Here is an 18033-nt window from a genome sequence, read left to right as displayed (position 1 = left end):
TCAGCTGTCGTCGGAGATGATCCGTTCGAGGATCGGCACGGCCGCACTCAGCGTCGCGCGTTCCTCGTCGGAGAGCTCCTCGAGCCGGTCGTTGAGCCAGGCCTTGCGGGCGGCCACCTCGTTCGCGATGACCCGCTCCCCGGCCGGCGCCAAGGTCACGATGGCCTGCCGACCGTCGGTGGGGTGCGCCTCACGCTTGATCATGCCGAGGTCGGCGAGCGAGGCGATGACCCGCGTCATCGACGGCGGTTTGACGCGTTCGGCCGCGGCGAGCGCACCCGGCGACATCGACCCCTCGTGATAGAGGGTGTTCAGCGCCGAGAGCTGCGTCAACGACACGAGTTCGTTGTCGCGACGCAGTCGCAGCCGCCGGGCCATACGTACGATCGCGAGCGACAGCGACCCGGCCAGCCGTTCGTCACCCTCAACAACAAGCTCCACGGCGCAAATATTATGTTCTTCTCAGGAATTCCGCAGCATCGCGGCGAGAATGTCGCTCCTACGGACCACAGATGTCCTCACGCGTGCACGAGTCCCGTCGCGACGGCCGCGTGGTGCTCCCCCCGCTTCTTCCCCAAGCAATCCCTTCCTCCGCAAGAAATTTCGCGGGGAAGAACGAAAGAGTAGGGGAAGAACACTCTTCCCCCACTCTTCGTGGGGCGTACGAGCCGATCGGAGACGAGGCAGCGCGCACGAGTGCGGTCCTCAGCCGAGGAGATCGGAGATCGGCTGCCGCGCGAAGTAGGCGACGAAGACGATGGCCACCAGCCACATCAACGGATGCACCGTGCGCGCCTTGCCCGCCGCGGTCGCCATCACCACCCAGCTGATGAAGCCGACACCGATGCCGTTGGCGATCGAGTAGGTGAACGGCATGGTGACGATCGTCAGGAAGGTCGGCAGCGCGATCGCGAAGTTCGTGAAGTCGATGCTGCGCACCTGCGCGATCATCAGTCCGCCGACGATCACCAGTGCCGGCGCGACGGCCTCACTCGGGATGACCTCGTAGACCGGGGTGAAGAACATCGCCGCGAGGAACAGCACGCCGGTGACGATGTTGGCCAGACCGGTCCGCGCACCTTCGGCGATACCCGACGCCGATTCGACGAAGACGGTGTTCGACGACGACGACGCGACACCACCGGCGATCGCGCCGGTGCCCTCCACCACCAGTGCCCGTCCGATGCCGGGCAGATTGCCCTTGGCGTCGGTCAGCCCGGCCTCCTTGCCGAGGCCGGTCATCGTGCCCATCGCGTCGAAGAAGTTCGACAGCACCAGAGCGAACACGAGCACACATGCGGCGAGCACACCGACGCGGGTGAAGGCGCCGAACAGGTCGACGTCACCGACGAGGCTCAGATTCGGCAGTCCGCCGAGTGAGTGCGGGATCTCGGGCACCGACAATCCCCACCCGCCGGGCTTGGTGGCACCCGATCCGAGGTGCAGCACCGACTCCAGGATGAGCGAGGCGACCGCGGTCACCGCAATACCGATGAGGAGTCCGCCGGGGACCCGTCGGACCACCAGCACGCCCATCAACAGCACGCCGAGCACGAACACCAGCGTGGGGATGGTGGTGATCGAGTTGCCACTGCCCAGTTGCACCGGCACCGTCGTCCCGGCGGCATCGGGGATGCGCCGGACGAAGCCGGCGTCGACGAATCCGACGAACGCGATGAACGCGCCGATACCCGCGGCGATGGCCGCTTTCAGTTCGGCCGGAACGGCATTGAACACCGCGGTACGGAACCCGGTGACCGCGAGCAACACGATGATGATGCCGTCGATGACGACCAGACCCATCGCCTCGGGCCACGTCATCTGCGGCGCGATGGTCACCGCGAGCAGGCTGTTGATCCCGAGGCCGGTGGCGATCGCGAACGGATAGTTGGCGACGAGACCGAAGATGATCGACATGACGCCGGCGACGAGCGCGGTGACGGCGGCGACCTGGGCGATCGGCAACACGTGCCCGAGGACGTCGGCGTTGTGCGGCTCGCCGGGGATGCCGCCGATGATGATCGGATTGAGCACGACGATGTAGGCCATCGTGAAGAAGGTGACCAGGCCGCCGCGGAACTCCCGACCCAGCGTCGACCCGCGCTCGGAGATCTTGAAGAAACGGTCGAGCGCGCCCGTCGACCGGGCGCTCTCCTGCGTCGATTGGGCGCCCGATTCCGTCGACCGGGCGCTGGATTCCGTCGACTGGGCGGGAGTCGGTTTCGGGGGCTGACTCGAGGAATCGGTGGACACACCGGAAAGCTACCCTGAAGCCCATGTCCGACGCAGCAACCGTGCCCGAACTGCCCCGTGCCCTGCGCGCGCCCGAGCCGGTGATCATCGTCGGGATGCTGGCGTGGCTGATCGCCACGATCGTCGTCGGCGTGTCCGGATGGGGTGGGGGGCGAACGCTCGCGGTCTGCCTCACCGGCCTCGGCGTGGGCGTGCTGGGGACGCTGGTCTTCCTGATCCAGCGCAGGGCATCGCGACGCGGCGAGAAGACCGCACAGCGCGGACTCGACTGAAGACCGACTCGACGGACTCGCGAGCTCGGTCAGTCGGGCACCCGGATCAGCCCCGAGGCCAACGCTGCCGCCGATCGTCCCGCCGCGCGAATCGGGTCCCCCGATCGCAACGTCCGGGCGAGGACGAAGGCACCTTCCAGCGCGCCGATGACCGCGAGCGCCAAGGTGCGCGCATCGGTATCGGACATTCCGCGGGTCGCGAACAGCGCGGTGCCGGCCTCGATCCACGATGTGAACACCTCGGCCGCGACCTCGCGGAGAGCCGGCTCGGCGTCGGCGACCTCACCGGCCACGGTGCCGACCGGGCACATGTTGATCCACCCGGACCGCTCGATATCATCGGCGGCCTCGTCGAAGGCGGACATGATGATGTCGGGCAGTGCGCCGTCGACCGCCAGCAATCCGCCGACCAGTTGCAGATAGGCAGCACCCATCTGGCGCAGCGCCGACGCCGCGACGTCACGTTTGCCGCCGGGAAAGTGGTGATACAGCGAGCCGTTCGGGGCTCCCGACGATTCGAGGACCTTCTTGATCGCCGAACCCGCGTAGCCGTTGCGCCGAAGCGACTCCCCCATCGCCACGGTGATCCGCTCGTCATTCCGCATCTTCACATCGTAGAACAATTGCTCTAGAGTGAATACTCTAGAGTGATTGCTCCACACCGATCGTCGAGGAGATGCCGTGAACACCACCGCCCCGTCCGTGCGTCGGGTGGAGATCCCCGCCGGAACCATCGAGTACCTCGACGAGGGATCGGGCGCACCCGTCGTCCTGCTGCACGGACTGTTCATGGATGAGGCACTGTGGGACCCGGTGATGGCACACCTGCCCAACGGTTTTCGCTATATCCGGCCGGTGTTGCCACTCGGCGCCCATCGCGTCGCGATGAACCGCGACGCCGATCTGACGATGCCGGGCATGGTCGCCCTGCTCGCCGACTTCCTCGACGCCCTCGACCTGCGCGAGGTCACCCTCGTCCACACCGACTGGGGCGGAGGACTGTTCCTCACCGCCGCCGGGCGCGACGAGCGCGTCGGCGCGATGGTGATTCTTCCCAGCGAGGCGTTCGAGAACTTCCCACCGGGACTGCCCGGCAAGATGGCGACGATCGCGGCCCGACTCCCCGGCGGCCTCACCCTCGCCGCCCGCCAGCTCCGCAACAGCCGCCTGCGCAGGCTCCCGATGGTGTTCGGCCAGATGACGCGCCGGCCGATCTCCGACGAGCTGGCGCGGCGCTGGACCGAGCCGGTGCTCACGACTCCCGGCATCGCAACCGATCTGGCTTCTTATGCCGCAACGCATTTCGACCGGCGAGAACTCATCGCCGACACCGAGGCGCTCGCGCGATTCACCGGCCACGCGCTCGTGCTCTGGTCCCCCGACAACCGCGTCATGCCGCCGGCACACGGGCGCCGCCTCGCCGAACTGATTCCCGGTGCACGCTACGCCGAGATCGCCGATGCCGCGGTCCTGCTGACCCTCGACGCCCCGGTCACCGTGGGTCACGAGATCGGCTCCTTTCTCACCGGGAACTGACCGTCATCCCGTGATCGATCCCGCGTGATCGATTCCTCTCCACCGATCTCTTTTCGATGTGACCCTTGACACGCTCAGATCAGTGAATGTACGTTCATTCATCATGAAGAGGTGATCACCCGATCACCACCGACGATTCGACGAGGAGCATCCGCCATGAACTACGAGGACATCGAGTACACCGTCGAGGGACCGGCCGCGATCATCACGATGAACCGGCCGAAGCGCTACAACGCATTTCGCGCCAAGACCGTGGAGGAAATGATCAACGCCTTCCGCCGCGCCTGGGCGGATTCCTCCGTGCAGGCCGTCATCCTCACCGGTGCGGGCGACAAGGCGTTCTGCACCGGTGGTGACGTCAAGCAGCGCGCCGAGACCGGCGACTACGGTCCGTCGGAGAGCGGGATGTTCGAGATCGGCAACCTGCACAAGACGATTCGTGACATCCCCAAGCCGGTCATCGCCGCCGTCAACGGCCTCGCCATCGGCGGGGGCCACGTGCTGCACGTGCTGTGCGACCTGACCATCGCCGCCGACACCGCCCGCTTCGGCCAGTCCGGTCCCAAGGTCGGCTCCTTCGACGCCGGCTTCGGCTCGGCCTTCCTCGCCCGCGTCGTCGGGGAGAAGCGGGCCCGCGAGATCTGGTATCTGTGCCGCCAGTACGACGCGCAGACCGCCGAGCGCTGGGGACTGGTCAATTGGGTCGTCCCGGCCGCCGACCTCCTCGACGAGGCCAAGAAGATTGCCGGCGAGATCGCCGAGAAGTCACCCACCGCGATCCGGGTCCTCAAGCAGAGCTTCAACGCCGACACCGACCACCAGGCGGGACTGTCGAACATGGCGATGAGCGCCCTGGATCTGTTCACCCACCACACCGAAGAAGGTGCCGAGGGTGCCGCGGCATTTGCCGAGAAGCGCATGCCCGAATTCAACAAATTCGCCGCCATCTGAGCCCACCCCCGACTCCCCCGCACTCGACTCCCCACGAAGGACACACACCTCATGAGCAGCACCAACATCGCGGTCGTCACCGGCGCCGCCTCGGGTATCGGCAAGGCCATCGCACTGGCTTTCGCCGAACAGGGCACGACCGTCGTCGCCGCCGACCTCAATCTCGACGCCGCCAAACAGACCGCCGCGCAGAACCCCGCCATCGTGCCGATGAGTGTCGACGTCTCCGATCGCGCGCAGGTCGACGCTCTCCGTGAGGCAGTCAACGCCGAGGTCGGCGTCCCGGACATCCTCGTCAATGCCGCGGGCTGGGACCGCACCGATCAATTCCTCAATGCCACACCGGAATTCGCCGAAAAGGTGGTGGCCATCAACTATCTCGGACCGGTGCACATGGCCAGCGCCTTCCTGCCCGGCATGGTCGAGGCGTCGGCGTCGGACGACTGGGCGGGCGGGCGCGTGATCAACCTCGCGTCCGACGCCGGGCGCGTCGGCAGTTCCGGAGAATCCATCTACGCCGGCGCCAAGGGCGGCGTCATCGCGCTCAGCAAGTCACTCGCCCGCGAGATGGCCCGACATCGGATCACCGTCAACGCGGTCTGCCCCGGACCCACCGACACCCCACTGTTCCAGGCACAGGACGAGAAACTCAAAGCCGCACTGATCAAGGCGATTCCGTTCCGCCGGCTCGCGCGCCCCGAAGAGGTCGCCGCACCCGTGCTGTTCTTCGCCTCCCCCGCAGCGTCGTTCATCACCGGCCAGGTGATCAGCGTCAGCGGCGGATTGACCATGGCCGGCTGAGGAATTCACCGAGCACCGAAAGATCTGACATGAGCACCAGCACCGCGCCCCACGTCTACGACGCACATCAGTACCGTTCGTTCTTCGAGAACGAATTCACCTATCTGAACGGCTTCCGCCGCAACGTCTCCCGATATGCCGGCGCGGTCGCGATGATCGACCCCGTCACCGACACACAGTGGACCTACGCACAACTCGGGGCGGCCGTCGACGCACTGGCCGCCGGACTGGCCCACCGCGGCGTCACCGACGGGGATGTGGTTGCCTACCAACTGTTCAACGGCCCGGAGTTCGCCCAGCTCTACCTCGCCACACAAGCCGCGGGCGCCGTCGGTTCACCGGTCAACTTCCGGCTCGCCGCCGGCGAGACCGCGGTCATCCTCGACGTCAGCACCCCGAAGGTGTATGTCTACGACACCGACCTGACGCCGATGGTCACCGAGGCGATCGCCCTGGCAGACCACACGCCGGAAATCCTGATCGGCGTGGGTACCGGCGCACTCGTCGACGGCCCGACGTCGTTGCGCTTCCACGATCTCCCGACCGAGTCGGCGCCACCACGGGTCACTCGCACCGTCTTCGACGAGACCACCCGCCTCTACACCTCGGGAACCACCGGCATGCCCAAGGCGGTGCCGATGAACAGCGCGATCGAGATCTTCTCCGCTCACGACGTGATCATGCACTTCCCTCTGACGCCGGAGGACCGCACGCTCAACATGTCACCGTGGTTCCATCGCGGCGGACTCTATTGTGCGGGCCCCAATCCGACGTTCTATCTGGGATCGTCGCTGGTACCGATGCGCGCCTTCGACGCCGAGACGACCCTCGACTGGGTGGAACGGTACCGCCTGACCTTCCTGATCGGCGCACCGACGAACCTCGCGATGCTGGCCACCGCGCAGCAGGCCCGCCCGCGTGACCTCTCGAGCCTGCGCGGCATCGTCACCATGGGAGCACCGCTGGAACGCGAAGCGGCCCTGCGGTATCAGGAGATCCTGACGCCTCGCGTGTTCAACGGATACGGCAGCACCGAGGGATTCTGGAACACCTTCCTGCGTCCCACCGATCTACCCGCCCACGCCGGTACGGCCGGGCGCGCCTGCATCGACGACGACGTGCGCGTGGTCCGGGTCCACGACGACGGCCGGCTCGCGAGCCCCGACGAGGTGGTCGCCCGCGACGGCGTCGAGGTCGGTGAGGTGATCATCCGCTCGCCCAAATGCGCTGCCGCCTACTTCGATTCCCCGCAGCAGGAGAAGGCCAAGTACAACGGCAGCTGGCTACACATCGGCGATCTGGCGACCTGGGATGCCGACGAGTTCGTCACGATCGTCGGCCGCAAGGACGACATGCTGATCTCCGGCGGCGAGAACGTGCACCCGGTGCAGGTCGAGGAGGCGCTCAACGGACATCCGGCCGTTGCCGATTCGCTCGTCGTCGGAGTCCCCGACGATCGTTGGGGCCAACTCGTCGTCGCCTACGTCGTTCCCGCCGAGGGCGCCCACCCGACCGCCGACGAACTCGACGCCTACTGTCGCACCCACCCGATGCTCTCGCAGTTCAAACGGCCCCGCGCCTACCGGATCATCGACGCACTCCCGGTCTCGGCGACCGGGAAGAAGTTGCACTACAAGGCCACCACGTCGGCGGCATCGGAGATGGCCGAAGGCCGATTCGCCACCCCCGAACCCACACCCCGCCCCCAAGAACCCGACGCCCAAGAACCCCAGGCCCAAGAACAAGGAGCGACCCCGTGAGCGCCACCACCTCCACCCCGAAGTTCTCCGCGATCGACCCGCTGAATCTCGACCTCGGCTACTCCGACGACGAACTCGCCGTGCGTGATTCGGTGCGCGGATTCCTCGCCGAGCACGTCACCCCGCATATCGCCGACTGGTTCGAGGCGGGCTCGATCCCGATCGCGCGGGATCTGTTCAAGCAATTCGGTCAGCTCGGCGTGCTCGGCATGCACCTCGACGGATACGGCTGCGGCGGAGCATCATCGGTGCACTACGGCCTGGCCAGTCTCGAATTGGAGGCCTGTGACTCCGGCATCCGGTCGATGGTGTCGGTGCAGGGCTCGCTGGCGATGTTCTCCATCTACAACAACGGCAGCAAGGAGCAGAAGACCCGGTGGCTGCCGTCGATGGCCGAGGGCACCACCGTCGGCTGCTTCGGGCTGACCGAACCCGACGCCGGCTCGGACCCGGCATCGATGAAGACCAGGGCCCGACGCGACGGTGACGACTGGATTCTCGACGGCCGCAAGATGTGGATCACCAACTCCCCCATCGCCGATGTGGCGGTCGTGTGGGCCCGGACCGAGGAGGGCGTTCGCGGCTTCATCGTGCCCACCGACACCGCCGGCGTGTCCACCCCGGAGATCAAGCACAAACTGTCGCTGCGGGCCTCGACGACCGGCGAGATCGTCCTGGACAACGTGCGTCTGCCGGCCGAGGCACTGATGCCCGGCGACGACGATCTGCACAAGGGCCAGGGCATCAAGGCCCCGTTGTCGAGCCTCACCGAAGCGCGGTACGGCATCATCTGGGGGTCGATCGGCGCCGCCCGGACCGCATGGCAGGCGGCCGTCGACTATGCCACGCAGCGAACGCAATTCGGCAAACCCATCGCCGGTTTCCAACTGACGCAGGCCAAGATCGCCGACATGGCCCTGGAACTGCAGAAGGGCCAGCTGCTCGCCCAGCATCTGGGCCGACTGAAGGACTCGGTGGGTCTGCGTCCCGACCAGGTCAGCTTCGGCAAGCTCAACAACACGCGCGAGGCCATCAAGATCTGTCGCACCGCGCGAACCATTCTGGGCGGCAACGGGATCTCGCTGGAGTACCCGATCATCCGGCACATGGTGAACCTGGAGTCGGTGCTGACCTACGAGGGCACCCCCGAGATGCATCAGCTGGTCCTCGGTCAGGCCTTCACCGGCCAGAACGCCTTCCGCTGAGAGGAATCGACATGAGCGCACTGACCCACGACATCGAACACAGGCAATTCCGCGAGACCGTCACCAAGTTCGTCGCCGAGCAGATCACCCCGCACCACGATGAATGGGAGCGGGCGGGGCTCTGGGATCGCACCCTGTTCACCGAGGCGGGCAAGAACGGACTACTCGGCTTCAGCGTGCCTGACGACTTCGGCGGCCCCGGCGTCGACGACTTCCGCTATCACGCCATCGTCATCGAGGAGACCGCCCGGACCGGCGCGGCGGCCGAGGCCATCGCCTTCTCCCTGCAGAACGACGTCGTGCTGCCGTATCTGACCGAGATGGCCGACGACGAGCAGAAGGCGCGCTGGTTGCCCGGCGTCGTCTCCGGGGAGACCGTCCTGGGCATCGCGATGACCGAACCCGGTGCGGGCAGCGACCTCACCGGCATCCGCACCACCGCGGTGCGCGACGGCGACCACTACGTCGTCAACGGGTCCAAGACCTTCATCTCCAACGGGCGCAACGGTGATCTGTTCGTCGTCGCGGTGCGCACCGGGCCCGAGAAGCACAAGGGACTCACCCTGCTGGTGGTCGAAGTCGACACCGAGGGTTTCCAGCGGGGCCGCAAGCTCGACAAGATCGGCCTGCATGCGCAGGACACCAGCGAGCTCTCGTTCGTCGACATGCGGGTTCCGGTGCGTAACCGCCTGGGTGCGGAGGGCGCCGGCTTCTACCAGCTGGTGCACAATCTGCCTCAGGAGCGACTCTCGCTCGCCGTCGGCGCGGTTGCCGCCGCGGAGGGGACCTTCGCGCGGACGATGGATTACGTCACCGATCGCACCGCATTCGGCTCGCCGATCAGCTCCTTCCAGAACACGCAGTTCGTGCTCGCCGAGATCGCCACCGAACTCGACATCGCACGCACCTATCTCGACGACTGCCTCGCCGAACACGTCGCCGGCGAGCTGACGGCGGCCCGCGCGGCCAAGCTCAAGTGGTGGGCCACCGAGTTGCAGTTCCGCACGGCCAACCGGTGCCTGCAACTGCACGGCGGGTACGGCTACATGCGCGAATACTCGGTCTCACAGGCATTTCTCGACGCGCGCATCCAGTCGATCTACGGCGGCACCACCGAGATCATGAAGACGATCATCGCCAAGGACCTCGGCATCTGATCGACTACCCTACGGTGACGGCGTGGTGGTGAACTCCAGTTCACCACTTGTGAACGAGGAGGGTTGCGGTGGCCAAGACAGCGGCGGCACGGTCGGCGACCGACACCGCGGTGGAGGAGGCGGTCCGCGCGGTGCGGGTGTCCTCGCGTCGCCGCCAGCTGCTCGATGCCGCGGTGGCGGTGATGGAGCGCACGGGGTTCCACCAGATGTCGATGCAGGCGCTGGCCGAGGAGGCCGGCGTCAGCGTCGGCCTGTTCTACAAGTACTTCGGCGGCAAGGAGGAGATCCTCCTCGCGGCCATCGTCGACATCCTCGAGAAGTTCCGCGATCAGCTCGCCCCGGCGATGGAACTCGCCGGCGACGACCCGGTCGAGCAGTTGATGGCCGGGTTCCGGGAGTACGTCGCGATCGTCGACGCCAACCGTGATGCGGTGGTCCTGACCTACCGCGAGAGCCGGACCCTCGACGCCGACGGACGCGAACGGATCAAACAGCTCGAGGTGCAGACCTCCGCGCCGATGCGCGGGGCCATCACCGCCGCGATCGCCGCCGGGTTGGTGCATGACGACGTCGACGCCGATCTCGTCGTGTTCGACCTGATGATGCTGGCGCACGGGTGGGCGCTCAAGCACTGGCATTTCGCGCCCGCCTTCGACCTCGACGGATACGTCACCACCCAGCTGCGGATCGCGTTGCGCGCATTGGTGACCCACGACCATCTCGATCGGTACCTGGCCGGACTCTGATCTCGGTGAGACTCTGATCTCGCCGTCAGCCGCCGATCAGGGCATCGAGTCGCTTCTCGACCATTCCCACGGACTGACCGATCAGGGCGAACATCTCGTTGGTGGTCTGGCCGTGGTAATAGCGGTAATAGATCTGCTGGGCGATCGCCGCGAAGCGGAACAACCCGAACACCTCATACCACCGCCAGCGCTCCGGATTCATCTCGAATCCCATTGCCGCACAGTAGCGCTCGACGAACTCGGCGCGGGTGATCATTCCCGGCATCGTGGTCGGCACCCGACGCATCGCCTTGACCTGCTCGTCGTCGTCGGCCTGCACCCAGTAGGCCATCGACCCCGCCACATCCATCAGCGGGTCTCCCAGGGTGGCCATCTCCCAGTCCAGGATGCCGATGACCCGGGTCGGGTCGTCGGCCGACAGCACGACGTTGTCGAGTTTGAAGTCGTTGTGGATCACGCAGTTCGCGACGTCGTCGGGCTGATTCTCCGCGAGCCAGACCATCGTCGACTCGTAGTCGGGAACGTCGGGCGTGCGGGCGTTGCGGAATCGTGCCGACCACCCATCGACCTGACGCTGCACATACCCGAATCCCTTACCGAGATCGGTGAGTCCGGCGGCACCCGGATCGACCGAATGCAACTCGGCCAGCACGTCGATGAAGTTGTGGCACAACCGTCGTGCCGACTCCGGCGGCAACGGCACGTCCGACGGCCAGTCCCGGCCGGCGATGATCCCTTCCAGACGGCCCATCACATAGAACTCGGCGCCGATCAGGTCGGGGTCGTCGCAGTGGGCCACCATCGGGGCGATATAGGGCAAGACAGGCGCGAGCCGCGACTGGATGCGGTACTCGCGGCCCATGTCGTGAGCGCCCTTGGCCTTGGTGCCCGACGGCGCGCGACGCAGGATGAGGTCCCGGCCCGGATACGACAGCAGGTAGGTGAGATTGCTGGCACCGCCCGAGAACTGACGGACCTGCGGCTCGGCGTCGAGTCCGGTCGTGTCCTGCGCGTGCTCCCGCAGCCATTCGGCGACCTTGCCGACGTCGAAGCTGTCCTCGGCACGCACCTCACCCGCACCCGCCACCTGCAGTCCCACTTGTCCGGCCCTCCTCGTCGTTCCCGTCTCAGTCGAGGGTAACCATCACAGCCGCTCGGATGAGGGCGGTTCGATCAGTGCGGGACGGCGGTACCGCTGTTCTGGTGCTCGTCCGGGCCCCGATTGTCACGTGGACGTCGAAACGGCTTGAGCCGCAGGATGTGCCGCAGTACGAACGCGAGCACCGGGCGAACCAGAGGTACTCCCCACCGCCACGGCAAGAAGGCCACCCATCGTGGCGATCCGGCGATCTCCCAGCGCACGGTCAGTGTGCGCGGTCGCGGGCCGTCGGAGATGGTGAATCGCTCCGCGAAGTCCTTGATGGCCAACGGAACCGAGACGCCGGTGCCGGTCAGGGTGATCCGCTCGCCGTCGATCACCTCCGTGGCGCGCTGGGCCACCGAGAGGAAGGTTCCCGACATCGTCCGCCCATCGCCGACCACCGGACCCGCCGGTGCGTTCCCCTCCGACGCACCGGCGTGGATCCAGATCGGCCCCCGAAGAAACGGGAGCGAGCTCAGATAGTGGGCATGGGCGAGCCGATCCCACACCTCACGCCGCGACAACGGCGTCGTGTATTCGAGGCTGATGGCGAAGGCCGCCCGCGTCGCGATGTAGCGGTCGACGTCACCAAGCGCCACCTCCCGCACCGCGAATCGGTCGGGTCGGGTGGCGAGACCGTAGGCTATGACGAGGCCGATCGCACCGAGAAGGGTGATGGCGAGAACCGCCCCGACCACGATTCCCGCCACCACGAGACCACTCACACCGACCCCCCGAACGGCTCGCACGCAACATCAAATATGAAATATGAATCTAGACAAGTGACCTGCGTTACGTCAAGAGCGTCACGCTGTCGGCGGGGACCAGCTGGTGACCGCGCGGACCCGGGAGTCCACCGCGCGGGCATGAACCGACCGCATGGCCAGGTCACGCAGTGTCGCGGTGACCGGATGACTCGCCTGCATCACCGCACCGAGTACCCGGGCCTGGCGCGCAATCCGTTGCGTGCGCCGTCGACGCAGGGCGTCGTAGCGGGCGAGGACGGCGGGTAGCTCGTTGTTGTGCTTCGCGGCGGCGATGAGGAGGGTGGCGAGAGTGGCCGCGTCCTCGATCGCCAGGTTCGCGCCTTGGCCCAGGTTGGGAGTCATCGCGTGCGCGGCATCCCCGATCAACACCCGCCGGCCCGACACGAACGAGGCCAGGGGCGCCGCCAGCTCCTCGATCGGCAGATACGACACCGATGCCGGGTCCGTGGCGTCGAGGATCTCCTCGATCGGCTGGTGCCAGTGACCGAAGCGGCGACGTACCTCCTCCATGGCGGCGTCGCCCGCCGGGCTCGACCCGGGTGGCGTCGACACGCACGCGAACCAGTACACGCGGCCGTCGGCGAGCGGGGCGATCCCGAACCGCGCACCGCGGCCGACCGATTCACCCGCGGTGTCGGTCGCCACCGGTCGGGTGGTGATCGCCCGCCATGCACCGTATCCGCTGTCGCGCACACCAGGGTCGTCGAATGCGCTGGTGCGCACCGCACTCCGCAGTCCATCGGCGCCGACGATCACGTCTGCGAACAGATGCTCACCGGTGTCGAGAACAACGGAGGTTGCGGTGACCGATGCCACCACCGCTCCGGTGCGTATCGAGTCCGGCGCAACCGACGCCAGCAGGATTCGATGGAGGTCGGCGCGGTCGATCACCCGCACGTCATTGGTCGAGGCCGGACCCATTCGTGTGAGCCAGGAGCCGTCTCGGCTACGAGTCCCGGACTGGTGGACGGCAACCGCAGTACCGGCGGTTGCGCGCACCTGTTCACCGATGCCGATGGCGTCAAGTGCACGAAATCCGTTGCGGAACAACGATAGTCCTGAGCCATGAGCCCGCACGCGCTCAGCACGCTCCAGGATTTGAACGTCGACGCCGGCCTGCCGGAGCCCCACCGCGACCGCGAGACCGCCGATACCCGCCCCCACCACGATCACCCGCATGATTCCTCCTCACGGTTCTCCAGTTGGAGAAACTCCTTGAATGCGCAGTAAGGTATCTTCTCCACATGGAGAAGGCAACCCGAATCCGACTGCTCGACGCAGGGCTGGCGCTACTCGGCACCATCGGTGCCGGGTCCACCTCGACACGGGCAGTCGAGGTGGAGGCCAAAGCCCCGCACGGCAGCATTCGCCATCACTTCGGTGGCCGGAAAGGTTTTTATGCGGCATTGGCGGATCACCTCTACGACAGCGATCGGCCACGGCCGGGTGAGAGCATGGCGCAACTGGTGCAACGACTCGTGGGACCGGACCGCGCGGTGACCCTCGCGCGCTATGAATTGACCCTGCTCGCCACCTGCGACTCCGATCTACAGAGCTCCATGATCGCAGGGCGGGATCGATTCGTCGACGAACTCGTCGCCGGCGGTGTCGATCGCGCCGACGCCCGGCTGGTCATCGCAGCACTCGACGGGTTCATACTCGACCTCTTGCTGCGCGGCGTGGGCCCCGACGACCCGACCAGCGACCCGAGCGCGCTGGTCGAGCGGCTCACCGTCCGCGATTGCGTCGCTCAACGGTAACGCGTGGACCCGTCCGGCGGCGCCGTGGTCGACACGAGCTTGGCGAAGCAGTGTTCGCCGTCGAATCCCTGTGCCGCACACCATGCGTTGGCCTGGTCCGGCCCGGGGAAGGTTGCCGCGGCCACGGTCACCCACCAGCCGGGCTGACTGAAGACGCTCCATTCGTCGGAGTACAGCAGCCGAACATCGTTGAACCGCAATCGCAGTGCCAGGAATTCGTCGAGGATGGCCTGGTTGTCCCAGGTCTTGCCGTCGGCGAACAGACCGGGCCGTTTGGAGCTCAGCTGCGCCACCCACCGGTTGTTGAGGGTGGAGAGGATGAAGGCACGATCCGAATTCGCCTGTCTGCGAAGCGCATCACCGGTGGTCGAACCGAGGTCGACGCCCGGCGGCAGCGCCGGACCCGTCGAGACCTGTGGTGGCGCGGCCGAACCGCCTTCCGGCTTCGGCAACGAGGTGGTGGTCTGGGGGCCGGGATCGCAGTCGACGGTGAACGTTCCCGCGACCGTGCCGTTGGCCTGGCCGAGGGTGTCGGGTGTCCGATAGAAGGAGCCGGGCGGGTAGGTCAGTTCCATGGTGATGCCCTCGCCGACATCGCTCGGCGGGATGGCGGCGGGCGCCCGGGAGAAGTCGAAACGCCCGGAGGCGACGAGCGATCCCGAGTCCGCGATCGAGATGCGGGTTCCGGTGCCCGACATGACATCTCCGTCGGCGCACGTGGCCACGACCTTCATCGTCGCGACCAGTCCGGCCGGGGTCGTGCGGAACTGCTGCGGCGTGAATGTCGGCGCCGTCGCACAGTGGGTGACCGTGCCCCCGGCGGCTGTCTGCGTCTGGGCCGGCGCGATGCCCGGCGGGCCCGCCGGGCCGCCGGTGGGTGCGAAGCCGGTGATCGTCGTGCCCGTCAAGGTCACCAGAGTCGATCCGACGGCGAAGGTCTGCGCGGCCGGTGAGGAGCCCGATGAGGCGCCGCCCACGGCGGACACGGGCAGCGACCAGGCGTTGCTGCCGTCGGCCAACGACAGCGCCGTGATCCCACCCGTGGGGTCGGCAGCGATCAACCGCTGTCCGTCGGTGACCGGGAAACCCGTTGCGTAAGAACTGGCTACCTTCTGCGTCCAGCGGGTCTGCCCCGTCACGGTATCGGCCACGGTCAGGTTTTCACCTTGCGCGATGACCACCTCGCGATCGTCGGCGAGGACCGCAGCGGTGGAGCCGTAGGGCGAGTCGGGTCCGCCGACCGCGGTCGTCCAGTTGCTGGACTTGTCGGCCACCGAGGTCCACTTGCCGTCGACGAGAAGGTGGCCTCGCTGATTCGGCGAGGCCACCGTGGGCACCGACACAGACGCGCCGGGGATCTCCACGGTGGTGCCGTCAGGTCGCACGACGACGACCGGACCCGGGGTAAAGGATCCTGCCGAACCCGAGGCCGAGATGACGGCGATGGAACCATCGGCCAACGGCTCGGTGGTGGCGTATCCGGCGCGGTTGAGAAGTTCTCGGCCGTCGGCGGCCGAGACGACGAGCACCGAGGTCTGACCGCTGGCCACCAGCGACGACGTGGCAGTGAAGCTGGACGCGTCCCCGCCGGGACCGCCGTCGGCAAGCGGGTAGTACTTGGTCCGCACCGTATGCGCGCTGTTGTCGAGCTTGATGATGGACAGCCCGCCGTCGGTGAACGATCGCAGGTACGCGCCGTCGGTGTTGAGTGCGATCTCGTAGGCCTGGGGCGAGGGGTTGTCGGCGGTGGCGACGACGGAGCCGGTCGCGGTGTCGAAGAAGGTGATGGTCGACTGGTCGTAACACGCGATCCGTCCGTTGACGATGGTGTCCGAGCAGCCCTGAACGGTTCGCGATGATGTCCAGTGCTTGCCGGTCTCGGTGTCGACGCCGGCAAGCGTGCGGCCGGACGAGGACTGGCTGCTGACGAAAGTCACCAGCGTGTGCTCGTCGTGGACCGCGCCGAGCGAGAGGTATTGGGCCTTGTTGGGGTCGGGCGAGACGAACTGCTCACCACCGAGTTGCGAGGCGCCGACCTGCCACTTCGCTGTCGGCGCGGTCGGGAATGTGCCGGTGAGTTGCCCATCGAGCGGGGCGGCGCGGCTCGAGTCGTCGTGGCGGGTGGTCCACCAGACGAGTCCGCCGGCGACCAACCCGGCGACGCAGACCAGCGCGACAGCGGTCAGAATCCACGGCAGCGCACGGCGTCGGCGGGGTGGCGTCGAGCCGGGCGGCCGAATCGGGAACCCGCCGCTCGGATATCCGGGCGGCATCACCGGTGGCATTCCGGACTGCGGGCCCGACGGCGGACCGAAGTACCCGGCGCCCGTCGGCGGCATCGGTCGCGCCATGGTCGGCTGATACGCCGCCTGCGGCCCGGTGGCGGGCGGAGGTGGAGGCGGCGGAGGTACCGGAGACTGGGGACCCAGCGTCGTTGGTGGCGCGGGACGCGCGATGAACTCCGTCGCGTCCGAGGCGTTGTCGCCGGCGAGTTCATCCGAGTCGGACATCGTTTCAGTTAAGCCGAGTTGGACCTCGGCGTTGCAGCGTCGACTGTCATCCGATCGGACCATTTCTGCGCACCGTGACCCGCGTCGACGCCCAGACGCACAGCAGCACCCACAAGGCGCCGCACGCCCATCCGGCGAGCACATCGGTGGTCCAGTGCACGCCGAGGTACACCCGGGTCACGCCGATTGCGAACGACAGCGCAGGCGCGGCGAGCAACACCCACCGGTGGCCCCTGACCCACGGACTGAGGCGGTAGGCGACGACGGCGAGCAGACAGTAGACAACCATCGACATCATCGCGTGTCCACTCGGAAACGAGCAACTCTCGATGTGCAACAGCCGGTCGGTGACCGGCGGACGAGTCCGCGCCACAACGTGTTTGAACGTCACCATGACCGCCGCGCCCACCAATGACCCGACGGCCAGCAGCACCGCCTCGTCCACGTGTCGCCGAATCATCAGCCAGACAACGACCGCCGTGCAGATGATCGTCATCGTCAGCGAATTCCCGAAGAAGGTGACGACGTGCGCCACCCCGATCCACGGCTGCGACCGTCCCTCGACCATCCAGTTGGTGACATCGTCGTCGATCCGAAGCCGGTCGAAGGCAAGCGTGGCCGTCATGACGCCACCCTACTGATCGGCTGTAGCGTAACCCCGTTAAGAGGTGGTCGCGCATCTCTCCTGATCGATGGTCACAACCCTTCCGCCGATGGTCGAGGCACTCGGTTCGCCGATATCAACCCCCGACTCACCCTTCACCGATGGTCGAGGTGCACGGCGCCTCAGGCGCCGGGCCTCGAGACCCGGTGAGACAACAAGCCTCCCAACCACATCGAACAGCCTCGCAGCGAAAGCCGAACCCACTACCACACCCCACCGACAGAAAATGAGCGCCGAAACACGTTGTCCACAAGCAGAATTGATCGAAAGTATCCCTTGCATCGAACATACTTTCCCGTAGACTGGACCCATCACACCGATCAGCCACTGGGGAGGGCCCATGATCGACACCACCGCAGCTCTTGACGTCAAAGATGTTGACGCCGAAGCAATCTTCGCCGACATCGTCACCCAACTCAGCGAGCTGCAATGGAATCCGGACATGACCGGGCCACAAGCCTTCGGTGCGATGAAACAAGTCCTGCTACTGCGGAACCTGGTTGATCACCA

The 18033-nt window shown here is 66.7% G+C and carries 17 protein-coding genes and 1 pseudogene; 10 read left to right on the top strand and 8 right to left on the bottom strand.

Annotated features, from left to right (window positions below):
- Together GOPIP_RS03720 and GOPIP_RS03715 are read right to left on the bottom strand one after the other, a co-directional pair.
- Complete coding sequence (locus GOPIP_RS03720; RefSeq protein ID WP_006368209.1) at window positions 1–441, bottom strand: MarR family winged helix-turn-helix transcriptional regulator; 441 nt, start codon at window positions 439–441, stop codon at window positions 1–3.
- A gap of 264 nt (window positions 442–705) precedes the next feature.
- Window positions 706–2253 (bottom strand): NCS2 family permease, encoded by a 1548-nt coding sequence (locus GOPIP_RS03715; protein WP_006368208.1) that lies wholly within the window; start codon window positions 2251–2253, stop codon window positions 706–708.
- A 23-nt stretch (window positions 2254–2276) separates the two neighbouring features.
- Here GOPIP_RS03715 and GOPIP_RS03710 point away from each other — a divergent pair, with 23 nt between their 5' ends.
- Complete coding sequence (locus GOPIP_RS03710) at window positions 2277–2525, top strand: DUF2530 domain-containing protein (RefSeq protein ID WP_006368207.1); 249 nt, start codon at window positions 2277–2279, stop codon at window positions 2523–2525.
- Between the two features lie 29 nt (window positions 2526–2554).
- On the opposite strand, the gene GOPIP_RS03705 is transcribed toward GOPIP_RS03710, so the two are convergent.
- Complete coding sequence (locus GOPIP_RS03705) at window positions 2555–3130, bottom strand: TetR/AcrR family transcriptional regulator (protein ID WP_035727160.1); 576 nt, start codon at window positions 3128–3130, stop codon at window positions 2555–2557.
- Between the two features lie 46 nt (window positions 3131–3176).
- Here GOPIP_RS03705 and GOPIP_RS03700 point away from each other — a divergent pair, with 46 nt between their 5' ends.
- The 7 genes from GOPIP_RS03700 to GOPIP_RS03670 all read left to right on the top strand — a co-directional run bounded on the left by GOPIP_RS03700 (window position 3177) and on the right by GOPIP_RS03670 (window position 10681).
- The gene (locus GOPIP_RS03700; RefSeq protein ID WP_035727095.1) at window positions 3177–4061 is read left to right on the top strand and encodes an alpha/beta fold hydrolase; all 885 of its coding nucleotides are present in this window, start codon (window positions 3177–3179) and stop codon (window positions 4059–4061) included.
- 156 nt (window positions 4062–4217) lie between these two features.
- Entirely contained in the window at window positions 4218–5012 is a 795-nt protein-coding gene (locus tag GOPIP_RS03695; protein WP_006368204.1) for an enoyl-CoA hydratase-related protein, read from the top strand.
- A gap of 51 nt (window positions 5013–5063) precedes the next feature.
- Window positions 5064–5813 (top strand): SDR family NAD(P)-dependent oxidoreductase, encoded by a 750-nt coding sequence (locus GOPIP_RS03690; protein WP_006368203.1) that lies wholly within the window; start codon window positions 5064–5066, stop codon window positions 5811–5813.
- Window positions 5814–5842: 29 nt separating this feature from the next.
- Window positions 5843–7573 (top strand): class I adenylate-forming enzyme family protein, encoded by a 1731-nt coding sequence (locus GOPIP_RS03685; protein WP_006368202.1) that lies wholly within the window; start codon window positions 5843–5845, stop codon window positions 7571–7573.
- Window positions 7570–8778 (top strand): acyl-CoA dehydrogenase family protein, encoded by a 1209-nt coding sequence (locus tag GOPIP_RS03680; protein ID WP_006368201.1) that lies wholly within the window; start codon window positions 7570–7572, stop codon window positions 8776–8778. The genes GOPIP_RS03685 and GOPIP_RS03680 overlap by 4 nt, the downstream gene beginning before the upstream one ends.
- Window positions 8779–8789: 11 nt before the next feature.
- On the top strand, window positions 8790–9935 hold the full coding sequence (locus GOPIP_RS03675; RefSeq protein ID WP_006368200.1) for an acyl-CoA dehydrogenase family protein: 1146 nt from the start codon (window positions 8790–8792) through the stop codon (window positions 9933–9935).
- A 68-nt stretch (window positions 9936–10003) separates the two neighbouring features.
- Window positions 10004–10681 (top strand): TetR/AcrR family transcriptional regulator, encoded by a 678-nt coding sequence (locus GOPIP_RS03670; RefSeq protein WP_006368199.1) that lies wholly within the window; start codon window positions 10004–10006, stop codon window positions 10679–10681.
- Window positions 10682–10706: 25 nt separating this feature from the next.
- Here GOPIP_RS03670 and GOPIP_RS03665 read toward each other — a convergent pair whose 3' ends face one another.
- From GOPIP_RS03665 to GOPIP_RS03655, 3 genes are all read right to left on the bottom strand, one after another.
- Window positions 10707–11780, bottom strand: coding sequence for a phosphotransferase family protein (locus tag GOPIP_RS03665; RefSeq protein WP_006368198.1), 1074 nt, complete (start codon window positions 11778–11780; stop codon window positions 10707–10709).
- 74 nt (window positions 11781–11854) lie between these two features.
- Window positions 11855–12547 (bottom strand): hypothetical protein, encoded by a 693-nt coding sequence (locus GOPIP_RS03660; protein ID WP_006368197.1) that lies wholly within the window; start codon window positions 12545–12547, stop codon window positions 11855–11857.
- Window positions 12548–12628: 81 nt separating this feature from the next.
- Entirely contained in the window at window positions 12629–13768 is a 1140-nt protein-coding gene (locus GOPIP_RS03655) for an FAD-dependent monooxygenase (protein ID WP_006368196.1), read from the bottom strand.
- Window positions 13769–13833: 65 nt separating this feature from the next.
- On the opposite strand from GOPIP_RS03655, the gene GOPIP_RS03650 reads away from it, so the two are divergent.
- Window positions 13834–14349, top strand: a complete 516-nt coding sequence (locus tag GOPIP_RS03650; RefSeq protein ID WP_006368195.1) for a TetR/AcrR family transcriptional regulator — start codon at window positions 13834–13836, stop codon at window positions 14347–14349.
- Here GOPIP_RS03650 and GOPIP_RS03645 read toward each other — a convergent pair.
- Window positions 14340–16859, bottom strand: a complete 2520-nt coding sequence (locus GOPIP_RS03645; protein ID WP_006368194.1) for an outer membrane protein assembly factor BamB family protein — start codon at window positions 16857–16859, stop codon at window positions 14340–14342. The genes GOPIP_RS03650 and GOPIP_RS03645 overlap by 10 nt on opposite strands.
- A 46-nt stretch (window positions 16860–16905) precedes the next feature.
- Window positions 16906–17484, bottom strand: coding sequence for a phosphatase PAP2 family protein (locus GOPIP_RS03640; RefSeq protein ID WP_006368193.1), 579 nt, complete (start codon window positions 17482–17484; stop codon window positions 16906–16908).
- Window positions 17485–17863: 379 nt separating this feature from the next.
- Between GOPIP_RS03640 and GOPIP_RS28645 the strand changes: the two are divergent.
- Window positions 17864–18033 (top strand): annotated as a pseudogene (locus GOPIP_RS28645) (HNH endonuclease); the annotation flags it as partial.

This window comes from Gordonia polyisoprenivorans NBRC 16320 = JCM 10675, assembly GCF_000241325.1.
In the GTDB taxonomy this organism is placed as follows: domain Bacteria; phylum Actinomycetota; class Actinomycetes; order Mycobacteriales; family Mycobacteriaceae; genus Gordonia; species Gordonia polyisoprenivorans.
The sequence above is the reverse complement of the archived record's forward strand: the minus strand, read 5'-3'. Positions and strand labels throughout refer to the sequence as shown.